General features: G+C 59.8%; 10 protein-coding genes. 4 read left to right on the top strand and 6 right to left on the bottom strand.

Features of this window, described 5'->3' with window-relative positions; genetic code table 11:
• Positions 1 to 44: 44 nt before the first annotated feature.
• On the bottom strand, positions 45 to 290 hold the full coding sequence (locus tag NF78_RS00120; RefSeq protein WP_156119572.1) for a hypothetical protein: 246 nt from the start codon (positions 288 to 290) through the stop codon (positions 45 to 47).
• A 241-nt stretch (positions 291 to 531) separates the two neighbouring features.
• On the opposite strand from NF78_RS00120, the gene NF78_RS00115 reads away from it, so the two are divergent.
• Complete coding sequence (locus NF78_RS00115; RefSeq protein ID WP_035984224.1) at positions 532 to 1,071, top strand: pyridoxamine 5'-phosphate oxidase family protein; 540 nt, start codon at positions 532 to 534, stop codon at positions 1,069 to 1,071.
• A gap of 17 nt (positions 1,072 to 1,088) precedes the next feature.
• Here NF78_RS00115 and NF78_RS00110 read toward each other — a convergent pair whose 3' ends face one another.
• From NF78_RS00110 to NF78_RS30600, 3 genes are all read right to left on the bottom strand, one after another.
• A complete protein-coding gene (locus NF78_RS00110) occupies positions 1,089 to 3,605 on the bottom strand; it encodes a hybrid sensor histidine kinase/response regulator (RefSeq protein ID WP_035984223.1) in 2,517 nt (838 codons plus the stop codon).
• On the bottom strand, positions 3,602 to 9,823 hold the full coding sequence (locus NF78_RS30605; RefSeq protein ID WP_052049460.1) for an ATP-binding protein: 6,222 nt from the start codon (positions 9,821 to 9,823) through the stop codon (positions 3,602 to 3,604). The genes NF78_RS00110 and NF78_RS30605 overlap by 4 nt, the downstream gene beginning before the upstream one ends.
• A 353-nt stretch (positions 9,824 to 10,176) precedes the next feature.
• A complete protein-coding gene (locus tag NF78_RS30600; protein WP_156119571.1) occupies positions 10,177 to 10,335 on the bottom strand; it encodes a hypothetical protein in 159 nt (52 codons plus the stop codon).
• Between the two features lie 48 nt (positions 10,336 to 10,383).
• Here NF78_RS30600 and NF78_RS33300 point away from each other — a divergent pair, with 48 nt between their 5' ends.
• Entirely contained in the window at positions 10,384 to 10,632 is a 249-nt protein-coding gene (locus NF78_RS33300; protein WP_072015925.1) for a DUF4160 domain-containing protein, read from the top strand.
• A 2-nt stretch (positions 10,633 to 10,634) separates the two neighbouring features.
• The gene (locus NF78_RS00095; RefSeq protein ID WP_035984222.1) at positions 10,635 to 10,892 is read left to right on the top strand and encodes a DUF2442 domain-containing protein; all 258 of its coding nucleotides are present in this window, start codon (positions 10,635 to 10,637) and stop codon (positions 10,890 to 10,892) included.
• 14 nt (positions 10,893 to 10,906) lie between these two features.
• Here the strand turns inward: NF78_RS00095 and uvrA are convergent, their stop codons facing one another.
• Both uvrA and NF78_RS33295 read right to left on the bottom strand, forming a co-directional pair.
• A complete protein-coding gene (gene uvrA, locus NF78_RS00090; protein ID WP_035984221.1) occupies positions 10,907 to 13,999 on the bottom strand; it encodes an excinuclease ABC subunit UvrA in 3,093 nt (1,030 codons plus the stop codon).
• A gap of 86 nt (positions 14,000 to 14,085) precedes the next feature.
• A complete protein-coding gene (locus NF78_RS33295) occupies positions 14,086 to 14,661 on the bottom strand; it encodes a tyrosine-type recombinase/integrase (RefSeq protein ID WP_035984218.1) in 576 nt (191 codons plus the stop codon).
• A gap of 209 nt (positions 14,662 to 14,870) precedes the next feature.
• Here NF78_RS33295 and NF78_RS00080 point away from each other — a divergent pair, with 209 nt between their 5' ends.
• Positions 14,871 to 15,179, top strand: coding sequence for a hypothetical protein (locus NF78_RS00080; RefSeq protein WP_052049458.1), 309 nt, complete (start codon positions 14,871 to 14,873; stop codon positions 15,177 to 15,179).
• Positions 15,180 to 15,257: the final 78 nt, after the last annotated feature.

Raw genomic sequence — 15,257 nt, 5'->3', positions numbered from 1 at the left:
TTATTCAGCAACGCCTTTCAAGCCTTGCTACGCCCGTCCCAACATTACACCCTGTAGAGATCGGTGGAGTAGAAGTCTAGGAAATGGCTGCCGCCGCCCCGGCGCTGCTCGGGGAACTCGTCGCGGGGATTTTTTACCAGCTGCTGGGGGAACTGGTCTCCGCGCTGGTGCTCAAGGTTTAGACCTCGCTGCTGGAGAGGCTGGGGAAACATTAGCAGCGACAGGCCAAGGCCGGAGAGGGTCAGCATTCCCCCTGGCAACACAAAGACTGAGATGAGGAGTGGTTTCATCGGTGACAACTGACGACATTCGGAACTCAGGATTTTCAGAACTCGGCGGGCGCTTTAGCGCCTCATCCTCAACGCTTCCTGGCGCAAGGCCTGGATTAGCAGCCTCAATCCCAATGTCGTTCACCTCAGCGGCGACCACCAAGGCATCCAGGGTCTGTTTACATAAGCTTTATGACTAAATGAAACTTTTTTAGCGGCTATGCGTCAGGCTGCTGATTGAATTTGGGTTGAGGTCGCCACTATGTCTATGGCCACTGAGGAGAATGGGTGGGTCAATACCGCCGATGGCCAGAATCCGGCGCTGCTGGCCAGGGCACGGCAGATTTTGGCCAGCACGCTCTACGCCACTTTGGCGACCAGTTCCCCGGCGGGGTTGCCCTGGGCCGCTCCCCTCTTCTTTGTCTACGATGCCGACTGGAACCTGTACTGGTCGTCGGCGATCGCCGCTCGGCATTCCCAGGATCTCGCTGCCAGTGGGGGGCGGGCCGCGATCGCGGTCTACAGCACCGATCGCGCGGTGGGCAAGGGGCAGGGGCTGTATCTGGTGGGCCGGGCGGCAGCGGTGGAGCCCGAGGCGGTGGCGCAGATTGTGCCGCTGTTCGATCGGCGATCGCCCCTGGAGCAGCATCGATCGCCCGCCGACTACCTGGGCCCCTCCCCCCGGCGGATCTATCGGTTTCAGCCCGAGGCGGTGTGGATGACGGGCGATCGGCTGCCGGTAAGTGAGACAGTGCTGGTAGATACCCGAGTACAGCTCGATTTGGCCAGCCTGGTGGGGTAGCGGTCTCGGCTGTCCACCTAGCTCGGATCGGCGGCGTCACCGGCGGCCAGCTGGGCGATCGCGCGCACCACCCGCTCAGGCTCGATGGGCTTGGGAATGTGGTGCTGAAAGCCGTGGTCCAGGGCGCGCTGGCGGTCTTCCTGGCGGGCAAAGGCGGTAACGGCGATCGCCGGGACGTTTCTACCCTGCTCATCGGGCAGCGACCGAACGCGCTGGATCAGCTCGTAGCCGTTCATGGTGGGCATGCCGATGTCGCAGATCAGCACGTCGGGCTGAAAGGTTGGCAGACTGTCCAGGGCCTCGGAGCCAGAGGCCGCAACGGCGACCTCTGCGCCGTACTGACCCAGAACGATCGCCAGCAATTCGAGGGCATCGCGGCTGTCGTCCACGGCCAGCACTTTAACACCCGTTACATCCAGCGGATCTGAAGCCGCGGGAGCGATTGCTGACCGGGGGGACTGATCGAGCCCTAGGGGAATCTGGACGGTAAAGGTGGCCCCCAGCCCATCGCCTGGGCTATCGGCCACAATGGTGCCACCGTGGGCATCCACCAGATACTTCACGATGGAGAGGCCCAGCCCCAGGCCGCCGTACTGGCGGGTGATGGAGATATCTTCCTGGCGAAAGGCTTGAAACAAGTGCGGTATAAAGTCGCGCCGAATGCCTTTGCCGGTGTCGGTGACGGTGATCTGGGCCTGGTTGTCCAGGGTGGCCAGCCGCACGCAGACCTGTCCGCCGGCGGGCGTGAACTTAATTGCGTTTGACAACAGGTTCCACACCACCTGCTGCAGTCGCCCCTCATCGCCTCTGACCTCACAGCTTTGAACCCGGTCGAACTGAAGCGAGATTTGCTTGGCTTCGGCACTGTAGCGGACGACTTCTAGGGCCGCCTCAATCATGGTCGCCAGATTGACGGTGGTGGCTTCGATGGTGAGTTTGCCCCGCAGGATGCGGGCCACATCTAGCAGGTCGTCGATTAGCTGAGTCTGGAGCCTGGCGTTGCGCTCAATGGTTGACAGGCCCTGCTGGGTTTTAGCCGCATCCAGCGTTTTGCCCTGGAGCAGTTTTGACCAACCCAGAATGGGGTTGAGGGGAGACCTCAACTCGTGGGAGAGGATGGCCAGGAACTCGTCTTTGACGCGGTTGGCCCCCTCGGCCTCGGCTCGGGCGGCCTGTTCGCGTTCAAGCAGCTGATTGCGTTCAATTGCGGCCTGCCGCTGTTCGATTAGATCGGCGACCTGGCGGGCGAGCAAATCGAGAAGCCGCAGTTCGCGATCTCTGGGGCAATGGTGGTCACGCCAGTGGGTGGAGACGATACCGATCGCTCGACCCCAACGAGAAATGAGGGGGGTTGATTGTCCGCATAGAAATCCTGCTTCGACGAGCCTTTGCAGCGATCCATCGGGGTCTTCATGGATGGGTACATCGTAGTCAATGATGGCCCGTTCTCCAGTGGCTAGCGCAATGCCACAGGCCGTGTGGGAAGTGGCGTCGAGACGATAGAAATAGTCGACTGTCTCCTGAGCTAAGCCCTGGCTGGCCAGCAAGACTACGGCTTGAGTGTCTTGCTCCAAAATTTGAATGGTCCCAGCATCAGCCTGCATGAGGGCAACCGCCGCCGCGACAGTTTCGTCGTAGAGCACCTGGACATTCTCTTCTGAGGTGAGGCGGAGGCTCAGGTCTTGTAGCAGTTGGGTATCGCGCAGGTCGGCAGCGATAATGGCTTCGGCCCGTTTTTGGGCTGTGATATCCAAAACGGTGCCGATGAAACGGAAGGGCGTACCTGATGGATCAAAGTAAACCTGTCCCTTGGCTTTGAGCCAGCGCTCCACCTGGTCTTGGATGCCAATGGTGCGAAATTCGGTGTCGTAATTGCCACCGTTGACCGGATCTAGCGAGGCGGTGACGAGCTGCTGGAGGCGATCGCGATCGTCGGGATGCAGGCCCGCAAAAAACACGTCAATGCTGGTTTCGGCGTCGGGGGGGAGGCCAAACGTGGCCTTGCAGCCCGCATCCCAGGTGAGGCGGTTGGTGGTCAGATCCCAGTCCCAGGTGCCGAGGTGGGCCGCCGCGATCGCCAACCGCAGCCGATCTTCACTTTCCTGGAGGGCGGCTGCGGCGATCTGACGTTCGCGTTGCGCGGCTTGTCGTTCGCGGCGTTCCTGGGCTTCCCGCAGCGCCCGCTCCAGGCAGGGCATCAGCCGCTCCAGCCGCTGCTTGAGCACATAGTCGGTGGCACCCCTTTTGAGCGACTCGATCGCCAGCTCTTCGCCCAGGCTGCCCGAGACAAGAATGAAGGGCACATCCGGCCACTTTTGCTGGGCGATGGTGAGCGCCGTCAGACCGTCAAATCCGGCCAGGGCGAAATCGGCCAAAATCAGGTCAAAGGGGTCTGCGGCCAGGGCGGCCTCAAACTGAGGTTGAGTGTCTACGACGGTGACATCACAGTCGATGCCGCCCTCCAGCAGCGTAATTTTTACCACTTCCGCATCGAGGGGATTGTCTTCTAGCAGGAGAAAGCGAAGCGGGTTCATGGGGATGCCTCCGGCCGGGGTAGAGAGAAGTAAAACCTGGCCCCCTGGTCCACTTCACCTTCGGCCCAAACGCGCCCGCCGTGGCGATGGATGATGCGCCGCACATTGGCCAGTCCAACCCCGGTACCCGCAAACTGCTCCTGGGGATGCAGACGTTGAAACAGATTAAACAGTCGATCCTGGTATTTCCTGTCGAACCCGGCTCCGTTGTCCTGCACGCAGAACACCGTTTCGTGGTCGTTTGCTGTGCTGCTGAGGGCAATGCGGGCCGGGGTGCAGGTCTGGGTATATTTCACCGCATTGGACAACAGATTTTGCAGCACCAGACGCAGCATCTGGGGATCGCCCTGAACCCTGGGTAGGGGGTCGATGTGCCACTGAATATCGCGATCGCCGATGTCGGAGGCGAGCTGCGATCGCACCTCCTGCACCAGGTGATCCATCGACATCTGGGTCAGGCGCAGGGGCGTTTTACCCATGCGCGAAAACTCCAGCAGGTCGTCGATCATCGCCTGAGCCTGCGCCGCCGCCTGTTCAATAATGCTGAGATACTGCTGGCTACTGGCGTCAAGCTGATCTGTATTTAACCGGGTGTTCAGCCGCTCTACAAAGCTGCTGATATAGCGCAGCGGCATTTGCAAATCGTGGGACACCATGGACGAAAACGCCTCCAGCTCTTGATTGGTGGCCTCTAGCTGGGCGGTGCGCTGCTGCACGCGCTGCTCCAGGCTTTCGTTTAGCGCCTGCACTTCCTGCATGACCTGCTCTCGATACACCGCTTCCCGCCGCATGCGAGCCAGTTTCAAATTTGCCTCGACTCGCGCCCGCAGCTGTCGCGCTGAGAACGGTTTGACCAGGTAGTCGTCGGCCCCGGCGGCCAACCCCTCAATCTGCGATTCTTCTCCGGCTCGGGCTGAGAGCAAGATAATCGGGATTTCTCGGGTGGCGGGGTGGTCTCGCAGCGATCGCAACAGCTCAAACCCATTAAACCCCGGCATCATGATGTCGGTCAGTACGAGATCGTACACAGGGCCGCCATTGCCGTTGTGGTCTAAGGCCGCCTGGATGGTGGCCAACGCCGCCGAGCCATCGTTGGCGGTGTCAACCTCGTAGTCGGGGCCGAGCAGGCGCTGGAGGTAGCCCCGCATGTCGGCATTGTCTTCGACCAGCAGAATTTTAGATTGGCGATTTTGGGGCTGTGGTTCTGATTCAGATACTGCTTGAGTCGATGCAGGATTTGGCAATCCAAAATCCTGCTGCCAGCTCTGGGCCTCTTGCACAAAGGTGTTGGCGGATGCTGCCACGGTGGGAGCAGCGGTCTCGTCGGACGGGTGGGTTTGCCCATGGCTCGGCAAGTGCTCGGTGCCCATCGGCAACAGCACTGCAAACCTGGTGCCCTGCCCTGGGTCGCTGGCCACCTCAACCGTGCCACCGTGCAGTTTCACTAGCTCCTGCACCAGCGCCAGGCCAATACCCGAGCCTTCGTAGCTGCGGCCCTGGTTGCCCTTACTCTGGTAAAACCGCTCAAAGATATGGGGCAGTTCGTCGGGGGGAATGCCGATGCCGGTGTCTTGGACTTGGAGAACAACATGAGGTGGAGAGGGTGGGGAGGATAGGGAGGGTAGGGAAGGTGGGGAGGATAGGGAGGGTGCTTCCCCATCTCCCCCAACTTCCCCATCTCCCCCAACCCTCCACCGCAAACTCACCCGAATCTCGCCCTCAAAGGTGAACTTAAAGGCGTTTGAGAGCAGGTTCAGGACGATTTTCTCCCACATGTCCCGGTCGATGGAGACGGGTTGCGGCAGGGGCGGACAGTCAACGGTGAACTGTAATCCGGCGCTTTCGACGGTGGAGCGGAACAGGCTGGCGAGGTCGGCGGTGTAGGCGGCCAGATCTGTGGGTTCATAGTGGGCTTGAATGCGCCCGGCTTCTACACGGGAGAAGTCGAGCAGGGTGTTGACGAGTTTGAGCAGGCGCAGGGCGTTGCGGTGGGCGAGTTGTAGATTGGGTATGAGGGTAGATGGGTAGATGGGTGGATGGGTGGATGGGTTTTCATCCACACTCCCACTCATCCACTCATCCACGCTCTTCAGGGCATCTTCCAACGGCCCCAGCAACAGTGTTAGCGGAGTACGGAATTCGTGGCTGACGTTGCCAAAGAACTGGGTTTTGGCGCGATCGAGTTCTGCCAGTGCCTCGGCTCGTTGGTGTTCTTGTTCACGGGCAGATTGTTCTCGCACTCGCTGAAGCTCAGCTTCGCGCAAAGCTGTTTCGGCTTTTGCTCTTTCTACAGCAGCCCACATGCGTTCCGCCACGGTTTCAATCAGCTCTAATTCGGCTTTTGTCCAAGTTCGGGGAACGGTGGTTGATGCGGCCAGCGACCAGATGACGTTTCGTTCGCCTTTGCGAACACTGGCGCAAACGAAAGCCTGCAAGTTCACTGCGTCAAGCGATGTTCGATTTAAATCCGAAAGCCTCGGGTCGCTATCGATGTCATTGATGACAAGCGTTTGGTTTTCGATCTGCCGGACTGTTTCCGGAAAATCAGACATCCGAACTTCGCCCAGAAGAGACGCGAGATTCTCTTTTCGTTGCTCCGCTCGCACCACGGCACGATCTTCGGACGGATACAACACGAAAATGTAAGCCCGATCCAGCCGCAAAAACTCGGCGAGCATCCGCACGCCGGTTTCTTCAATTGCCTTCTCGTCAGCCAACGTCCGTAAAGTATCGGAGAACGTTAATAGAAACGCTTGCTGCTGCTCACGGCGCTTGCGATCGCTAATGTCGGAGAAGACGATCGCAACGAAGCGCCCGTTATCGTCAACGCGCGAGAAGTAGACATCGAACCAGCGGTCAACGTCCTGTTGATAGTTTTCCTCCCGCACGGACTCGCCAGTCCTCGCAACCCGCTTGTACAGGTTAAGCCAGTAATCCTCGACGCCGGGGATAACGTCGAAGATCGAACGCCCGACGACATTGTAAACGTGACCATGACGTTCATAGGCGCGATTCACCTGGCGGAAGATGATATCGACGATCTCGCCCTGGTCGTCGTAGATCATCTCGGTAATGGCTAACCCCTCATCGATCGAGTCGAACAAAGTGCGATATTTGGCTTCCGACTCCCGCAACGCTGCTTCGGCTCGGGCGCGTTCGACCGCCGCCCAAGTGCGCTCGGCGACGTCCTCGACAAGAGTGATTTCGAGCGGCGTCCAGTCGCGCGGCGAAACCAAGTGCACGCCGAGAATTGCGACCAGGCGCCCGTCCTTCACCAAAGGAATGCCCATCCAGGCGCGAACTTCGATCGCGCGTATCGCCTCAACGTTGCTCTCCGCCAGAGCTTCCCGGTTTATGTCGCGAACGACCATCGAGCGCCCGGCGCGATACTCGTCGCGGATCCCTTCTCCGAAATCGGTGATGAGCATGCGCTCCGGCAGCGGGGGCATGCCATTTTCCCACCCGGCGCCGAGCGTAAACGCGTTCTCGTCAGCGCCGACCTCGTAATAGGCGACGCGGTTTAGCGATAGGTGTTGTCCCAATAACCGGACGGCGACCTTCAAGATTCGTCCCGGATCATTCAAAGGGCGCAGCGCGTCGGTAAACTTGAGGAGAAATTTTTGCTGCCGCTCGCGCTCTTTGCGCTCGGTGATATCCCCGAAGACCCCGAACACACGGTTGTCGTCTTCGCCGCCCAAGCGGGTGATGTAGTTGTCGAACCAGCGACCCAGCTCCGCCAACTCGGTTTCGAAACGCTGCGGCTCGCCGGTGCGATATGCCAGGTCCATCCGCCTGAACCACTCTCCCTCCAGGTTTGGAAAAACCTCGCTCGCGAGGCGCCCGGTGATGTCGGGGATGCCGGTGACCCGACTGAAGTTGCCGTTCAGGGCTAGATGAAGCCAATCGACGACATGACCTTCCTCGTCGAGGATGACCTGCATCTCGGAGAAGCCCTCGTCGATGGATTCGAACAGGGCGCGCAGCCGCTCCTCGCTTTCCCGCAGGGCCGCTCCGGCACGGGCGCGTTCCACGGCGGCCCAGGTGCGATCGGCGGTTTCGATCGCCAGTTCGACTTCCAACTCAGTCCAGTCGCGGGGGGTGCTTTGCACCAGACACAGCACGCCAACTGCCTCGCCGTCTTTAATCACAGGCACGTCAATATAGGAAATCACCTGGAGCTGGAGGCAAATTTGCCGCAGGTCGTCGTCCACGGTGTCGGTCGTCTGCACATCGCAAACCACAAACGGCTGGCCTGCCTCGATCACCGCCTGCAGGATGGCAAAGCTGCTAAGGGGATACACCCCCGCCACCGAGGGCAATCCGTCACGGGCGGCATCCCGCCGAATGATGGCTTCGCCGTTCTCGATTTCGCAGTAGTAGCAACGGTCTGCCCCAAAGTGCTCCATCGCCGTTTGGGTGACGGTTTCCTCAATGTCAACCGGGTCGGCCAGGGAGCGCAGCGCGTCCGACAGCTTGAGCCGAAAGGCATCCCGCTCAGCGACTCGGCGCAACTGTTCTTCTGCCTGTTTGCGATCGGTGATATCCGTAAACAGGACCGCTACGCGGCGGCTACCCTCTCCCCCCATCCGAGAAACATACAGGTCAAACACGCGGCCCAGGGTCGCTTCGCCTTCTTCAAATCGGATCGGTTCACCCGTTTCGGCGACCTGCCCATAAACCTGTGCCCAGTTCGGGTTGGGGGTGCCCAGCAATTCTGTGGCTCTGCGCCCGACTGGGTATTCTATGCCCGTTTGCGCCACAAACACCGGATTGACTTCCAAAAACAGAAAGTCGCTCCACTCGCCGTTGTCGTCGGTTAGGACTTCGACCACCGCATAGGCCTCATCCATCGACATAATCAGGGAGCGGTACTTGTCTTCTGATTCCCGCAGGGCATCTTCGGCCTGTTTGCGTTCGGTAATGTCGTAGGAGACCGCCAGCGCGGCATAACTGTCTCCCTCGGTCGTCCGCAGGGGCGTTCCTCGGGAGATGTACCAGCGGTCATGGGACTGATGCTCATGCTCAAACGCTTCTCCCGCCAAAGCCCTGCGGTACATCGGCTCATAGCTGGCCGCAATTTCGGGCGGCAGCACCTCAAAAATCGTGCGCCCCACCAACTGTTCAGGCTCAAACCCAGCAATGGCCAGGGCTTCCCCTGCCGCCAACTGGTAGCGCAGGTCACGATCCACAATAAACGCGGCCCCACCCGGCAAGTTCTCCGCCATAGCCAGCAACCGCCTTTCGGATTCCCGGAGCCGTTGCAGGGCCACCCGCTGTTCGTGGATGTCGGTCGCGGCACCGTACATGCAAACGGTGCGCCCTTGCCCATCGCGCAGGGGTTCCGCCCGGATCAGGAACCAGCGGTATTCACCATCGTGGCGACGAATGCGGTGCTCCTGTTGCAGTGGGCGGTTCTCAGCGACGGCTTCGCGATAGTGCCGGGCCGAGGCCTCCCGGTCATCGGGATGAATTGCCTCTGTCCAGCCCCAGTCGATCGCCTGATCAAAGGTCTGGCCGGTATATTCCAGCCAGCGATCGCTATACCAGTTGGTCGAGCCATCGGGGTTGCTGTGCCAGAGCAGGTCGGGGACGATGTTGGCGATCGCCCGAAAGTTGCGCTCACTCTCCACTAAAGCCTGCTGAGCTTGCTGCTGGTTTCGCAGCAGCGCCGCAGCGGTGAAATCTGCCAGCCCCGTCATCAGCCGCACATCTTCGCCATCAAACCGTCGCTGTTCGTCGTGGGCAATAATCCAGAGGGTGCCGAGGGCCTGTCCTTCAGCCATCAGCGGCAGCACTAACCCTTCTACAAAGGGAGTATCAGCCTCCTGAAAATAGGTGAAATATCGTTCGGGATGGGAAAACAGTACCGGAGTCCCCCGTTCCAGACAGACGCCACAGGGGCTGAAGTGGCGCGGGGTGCAGCCGCCAATGTAGTGGGCCAGCGTACCGGATAGCGCTGCCCAGCGAAACACATCCTCCCCATCAGGATTTGTCTCCACCAGGCTGACCCCGGCAGTGGCAGGGCCGCCATCGCACAGCTTTACCGCGAAGTCCACCAGGCTTTGCAGCATCACAGCAGGATCATGAACCAGTAGGCGGGCGAGCGATCGCAGCGCCTGATTTTCGGCCAGCAGGTCGGGCTGGCGGGGCGAACGGCGGGCCAGCTCCTCAGTGATTAAGATCTCGTCTAGCTGGGCAGAGGGGAACCGATTTGACATGGGAGCACCATTGCTCCGTAGGGGGTCGAACGGAAAGTAGGGTGATTTTCAGGATACTTGCCTTCACTCTGTAGCCTATGGGGTTGCCACAGCCTCTGAACCTATCTGAAGGTTGAGGTCCCTGTAAACATCCAAAGTACTTTTCTATGGTCAAACAAAGCGTTGTCTGTCCAAGCCGCGGGAGAGCTAACGGTCGCATTTTAGGTCATCGTCCCGACGCTGGAGCGTCGAGACGTATCCCCAGACGCTCCAGCGTCATGATTACCCAGGTGCAGGAGTGCCCTGAAAGCGTTCCCACGCGGAGCGTAGGGACAATGGAGCCACATCATAGCCCTTGAACGCTGATGAACTATTCACCCAGCAGATACAGTCTGGCCCGTGGACGGGTGCTGCTCTAGCACCTTGGCCAGGTACTTGCCGGTGTAGGAGCCGGGCACCTGGGCCACCGCCTCGGGGGTGCCCACCGCAATCAGCTCGCCGCCGCGATCGCCCCCCTCCGGCCCCAGATCCACAATCCAATCCAGGTGTAGGATGGGTAAGCCAGGACTAGAAATGCGTATATGCCCACCGTTTTATACTTGCGAGGTTGGCGACTTCATTTTTACTCGAACGAAGGAAATGAACCTATCCACATTCATGCTCAAAAGGGTGACCGAGACTGTAAGTACTGGCTAGATGTAGATGCTTACGAGATTCACGAAGCTTATACGTACAATCTGTCGGCACGCGATACTAGAGAAGTCCGTAAAATTATCTTGCAGCATTTTGATGACATCGTAGAGGCCTGGAACTCTGCTTTTGGAGGGTGATCATGACTAAGCAGCATGAGGTTGAGAGCCTGGCGTTTGAGGGTGACTGGATGACCCTGGGTGTAGATCAGCAAGTCTACCGTTTGCCATTGGCCCAGGTCTCAGAACGGCTACTAAAGGCATCCGCAGCGGATCGAAAGATCTACCGCATTGCAGCATCCGGTTATGGCATCCACTGGCCTACCTTAGATGAGGACTTGTCGATTGACGGGTTACTCAAGCTGGCTAGGGCTCAATCACAGGCTGTAGAAACTCATTGACCAGCCGTGGTGAATCAGCCAACCGATGCCGTACTGCCAGCGGGGTGCTGCTCTAGCACCTTGGCCAGGTACTTGCCGGTGTAGGAGCCGGGCACCTGGGCCACCGCCTCGGGGGTGCCCACCGCAATCAGCTCGCCGCCGCGATCGCCCCCCTCCGGCCCCAGATCCACAATCCAGTCAGCGCAGCGAATCACATCCAGGTTGTGCTCGATCATCAGCACCGAGTTGCCCTTGTCCACCAGGCGCTGCACCACATCCAGCAGCTTGTGCACGTCGTAGAACGACAGGCCGGTGGTGGGTTCGTCAATTAAGTAAAGGGTCTTGCCGGTGGAGCGGCGGGCCAGCTCCGAGGCCAGCTTCATCCGCTGGGCCTCGCCGCCGGAGAGGGTGGGGGCCGTCTGCCCCAGGCGAATGTAGCCCAGCCCCACGTCCACCATGGTTTGCAGCCGGGCCTGGGCCTGGGGAATGTTCTCGAAAAAGGCCAGGGCCTCTTCGGCGGTCATATTCAGCACGTCGGAGATGTTTTTGCCTTTGTAGGTGACCTGCAGGGTGTCACGGTTGTAGCGCGCCCCCTTGCACACCTCGCACTGCACGTACACATCGGGCAAAAAGTTCATCTCGATTACGTTGACGCCCTGGCCGCCGCAGGCCTCGCAGCGCCCGCCCTTGACGTTAAAGGAGAACTGGCCCGCCTTGTAGCCCCGCGCCTTGGCCTCGATGGTTTCGGTGAACAGGTTGCGGATCACGTCGAATACACCGGTATAGGTGGCGGGGTTGGAGCGGGGGGTGCGGCCAATCGGCGACTGGTCGATCACGATCACCTTGTCCAGGGCCTTCAGCCCCTCCAGCTTGTCGAGGTGCTTGGGGAAGGGCACTTTGCTGCCAAAGTGGTGCTGCAGGGCGGGGTAGAGCAGCTCGTTGACCAGGGTCGATTTACCCGAGCCGGAGACGCCGGTAATGCAGACCAGCTCGCCCAGGGGAATCTCGACATCGAGGTGCTTGAGGTTGTTGCGGTGGGCGTTTTTGAGGGTCAGCGATCGCCCGTTGCCCGGTCGCCGCTGGGCCGGGGTGGGAATCACCTGCCGCCCGGACAGGTAGGCCCCGGTGAGGGAGTCCTTGGCCGTCATCAGGGCCTTGAGGTCGCCCTCGGCCACAATGGAGCCGCCGTGGATGCCCGCCCCTGGGCCGATGTCCACCAAGTAATCGGCGGCGCGGATCGTGTCTTCGTCGTGCTCCACCACGATCAGGGTGTTGCCCAGGTCGCGCAGGCGGTGCAGAGTGTTGAGCAGTCGATCGTTGTCGCGCTGGTGCAGGCCAATGCTGGGCTCATCCAGCACGTAGAGCACGCCCGTGAGGCCGGAGCCAATCTGGGTGGCCAGGCGAATGCGCTGGGCCTCGCCGCCCGAAAGCGTCATGGCGGTGCGGTGCAGGGTGAGGTAGTCCAGCCCCACATCCATCATGAACTGGAGCCGAGCGCGAATCTCGCGCAGCACCAGGGCACCGATCTGAAGCTGCCGGGCCGAGAGTTTGGGGGCGGTGCTGGCTTCGCCCGATTCCTCTTCGCCCACCAGGTTACGAATGCGCTTCAGGCACTCGCGAATGGAGACGTTGGTGAGGTCGCTGATCGAGTGGGGGCCGATGCGCACGGCATTGGACTCGGGCTTGAGTCGGGTACCGTGGCAAACTTCGCAGGTCTGGTCGATCAGGTACTTTTCCAGCTTTTGCTTGTGCAGCTCGGAGCTGCTGTCTTTGTACTGGCGATCGAGAATGGGCAGCACCCCCTCGTACTGGCGGTGGTAGCCCTTGCGATCGCGATAGCGCGAGTCCGACTCGATATAGATCTTCTCCTCGCTGCCGTGGAGAATGATGTGCTGCTGCTCGGCGGTGAGCTGATCCCAGCGGCTCTGAATCTCAAAGCCAAAAGCCTGGCCGACGCTGTAGAGCAGGGAGAAGTAGTAGGTGTTGTCTTTTTCTGACCAGGGGGCGATCGCGGCGTACACCGGCAGGGTCGGGTCGGGCACCACCAGATCGGCGGAAAACGTCCGCAGGCTGCCCAGGCCGTGGCAGTGGGGGCAGGCCCCGTAGGGCGAGTTGAAGGAGAACAGCCGGGGCGACAGCTCCTCCATCACCGCGCCGTGCTCGGGGCAGGCGAAGTTTTCGGAGAACACCAGCTCTTTGGGCAGGCCGTAGCTGCCTTCTTCCTCAGCGGCCTGGGGCAGGCGGTCTGAGATTGACACCACGTTGCTGCCAGGAGCCGGGGCTTCGGCGGTCTGGGGCCGATCGGCCAAAATCTCGATCACCGCGATCCCTTCGGAGCGCTTCAGACAGGTGCGCAGGGAATCCGCCAGGCGATCCTCCAGCCCCTCTTTTTTGACCAAGCGATCGACCACCACTTCGACATTGTGGCTGTAGTTCTTATCCAGCTCAATGTTGTCGGTCAGCTCCCGAATTTCGCCGTTGACCCGCACCCGCACAAAGCCCTCGGCGGCCAAGCTGGAGAGCAGCTTTTTGTGGGTGCCCTTCTTGCCCCGCACCACCGGGGCGAGAATCTGGAAGCGGGTGCGATCGGGCAGTTCCATAATCCGATCGATCATCTGGTCGATGGATTGGGGGGAAATGCTGCGATCGCAGATCGGACAGTGGGGATCGCCCGCCCGGCCGTAGAGCAGGCGCAGGTAGTCGTAAATCTCCGTCACCGTGCCCACGGTGGAGCGGGGGTTGTGGGAGGTGGATTTTTGGTCAATGGAGATGGCCGGGCTCAGCCCCTCGATCGCATCCACATCGGGCTTATCGACCTGACCCAGAAACTGGCGGGCGTAGGCGCTGAGCGACTCGACGTAGCGGCGTTGGCCCTCGGCAAAAATGGTGTCAAAGGCCAGCGACGACTTGCCCGACCCCGACACTCCGGTAAATACAATCAGCTGGTTGCGGGGAATCTCCAGGTCCAGGTTTTTCAGGTTGTGCTGGCGGGCCCCCCGAATGCGGATGACGTTGTCGTCGATGGCGGCGTGGTGGTGGGCCAGCCCGGTGTGCTGGTTGCCGTTGGTGGACGCTCGACCCTGGCGAGAGGCAGCGGTTTTCTTAGCGGAAGCGTCCGACTTGGGCATACGTGGGGGCTTAATGAAAACGCTTTATCAATTTAACGTTATTCTGTCGGATCTATCTAGCCAGATGGGTACAAACGCACCCCTCTTTATAGAAGCGCGATCGCCCGCTGCGCTCGCCGGGGGTTTGCTTCCACATACCCCACCAAAACCTTTAAATCCTGATGCCCTGTGATCGACTGCAAGGTCTTCAGGTCGACCCCCTTTTCAGAGAGCCGTGTGATCAGTGTTCGCCTGAAGCTATGGGTGCTGTAGCCCTTGTGATCCAACCCGGCTCGCTCCAACGCTCGCCGCAAAAAGTTGTCGCAGGCCTGGAACGACATTGGCCCCAGCTCACCTGGGAACAGTGGCCCATCAATAGGCGGCTCGTAGGCCGTCAGGAGCTCTCCCAGGGTTGGGTGTGTAGGGCACTCCCGAGTTCTGCGCACACCTCCCGGCGTAGCCTTTCGAGTTCTGGCCCTGAAGGTGATAAACGCCCTGGGCCTGCCATGCAGATCGTAAACGTCGGAAACCTGGAGCTGTCGAACGGCTCCCATGCGCTCCCCAGTCCATCGGGCAATGTCGAACATTAGCCGGTGCTTTGGATTCTCTATTTGTTTACGCAGCTTAACTAAATCGGCGTCAGTGAAGATCGAAGCTTTGCCGTGGCGATTGTTTTTTGCCAATTTTTAGATTCTGTCTTTTTGATAGTTAACCCTGCTAACAGGAAAAGCATCAAAGAACAGCCTCATAAACTACCTGCAATTATGCCCACAATCCTTGAAGGGTGGCTATTACAGGAGTTTCAATAATTAATTTCTTTTACCCAAAAGCTCATCTTGCCGCCCTAGGCGCGATCGGCCTAGAACTGGTCTAGTTTCTCCTAGCAAAAATCATGGTCGATTTCAACCGAGCTACCGACATGCCCGCCGCGATCAACACATTAGAGCGCTACGTTGCCCATGGCGTCCTCACCCTAAACAACCTGTTCAGTGCCTTGACCTATCAGGAGCTGCCGGGCGCGTTGCTGGAGCGGGTCTGTGATGTGAACATTGTCACCGCTGCCGACGGCACTACCCGGCTGATCGCCCGCATAAGCCTACCCCTCGACCCCGCTTATATCACCTCAACAACTCAAAAGCTCTGGACGTTTGCCCAGGAGTTCAAAGAGGCCACTATCCCCGCCGCTTATAAGGTGGATTAGTGAGCGTCTCAAGCATGTATACCTGGCTTGAGACAACCACAGGAATGAGGTTGCCGACAGCCCAAACCCACACCCCTG

This window comes from Leptolyngbya sp. KIOST-1 (assembly GCF_000763385.1).
Taxonomy (GTDB): Bacteria; Cyanobacteriota; Cyanobacteriia; order Phormidesmidales; family Phormidesmidaceae; genus Nodosilinea.
The sequence above is the reverse complement of the archived record's forward strand: the minus strand, read 5'-3'. Positions and strand labels throughout refer to the sequence as shown.

Bases quoted from the DNA above. Each gene is read 5' to 3' on its own strand.
- NF78_RS00110 (WP_035984223.1), bottom strand. From the start codon at position 3,605: ATGAACCCGCTTCGCTTTCTCCTGCTAGAAGACAATCCCCTCGATGCG.
- NF78_RS30605 (WP_052049460.1), bottom strand. From the start codon at position 9,823: ATGTCAAATCGGTTCCCCTCTGCCCAGCTAGACGAGATCTTAATCACT.
- NF78_RS33300 (WP_072015925.1), top strand. From the start codon at position 10,384: ATGCCCACCGTTTTATACTTGCGAGGTTGGCGACTTCATTTTTACTCG.
- NF78_RS00115 (WP_035984224.1), top strand. From the start codon at position 532: ATGTCTATGGCCACTGAGGAGAATGGGTGGGTCAATACCGCCGATGGC.
- NF78_RS00080 (WP_052049458.1), top strand. From the start codon at position 14,871: ATGGTCGATTTCAACCGAGCTACCGACATGCCCGCCGCGATCAACACA.
- uvrA (WP_035984221.1), bottom strand. From the start codon at position 13,999: ATGCCCAAGTCGGACGCTTCCGCTAAGAAAACCGCTGCCTCTCGCCAG.
- NF78_RS00120 (WP_156119572.1), bottom strand. From the start codon at position 290: ATGAAACCACTCCTCATCTCAGTCTTTGTGTTGCCAGGGGGAATGCTG.
- NF78_RS00095 (WP_035984222.1), top strand. From the start codon at position 10,635: ATGACTAAGCAGCATGAGGTTGAGAGCCTGGCGTTTGAGGGTGACTGG.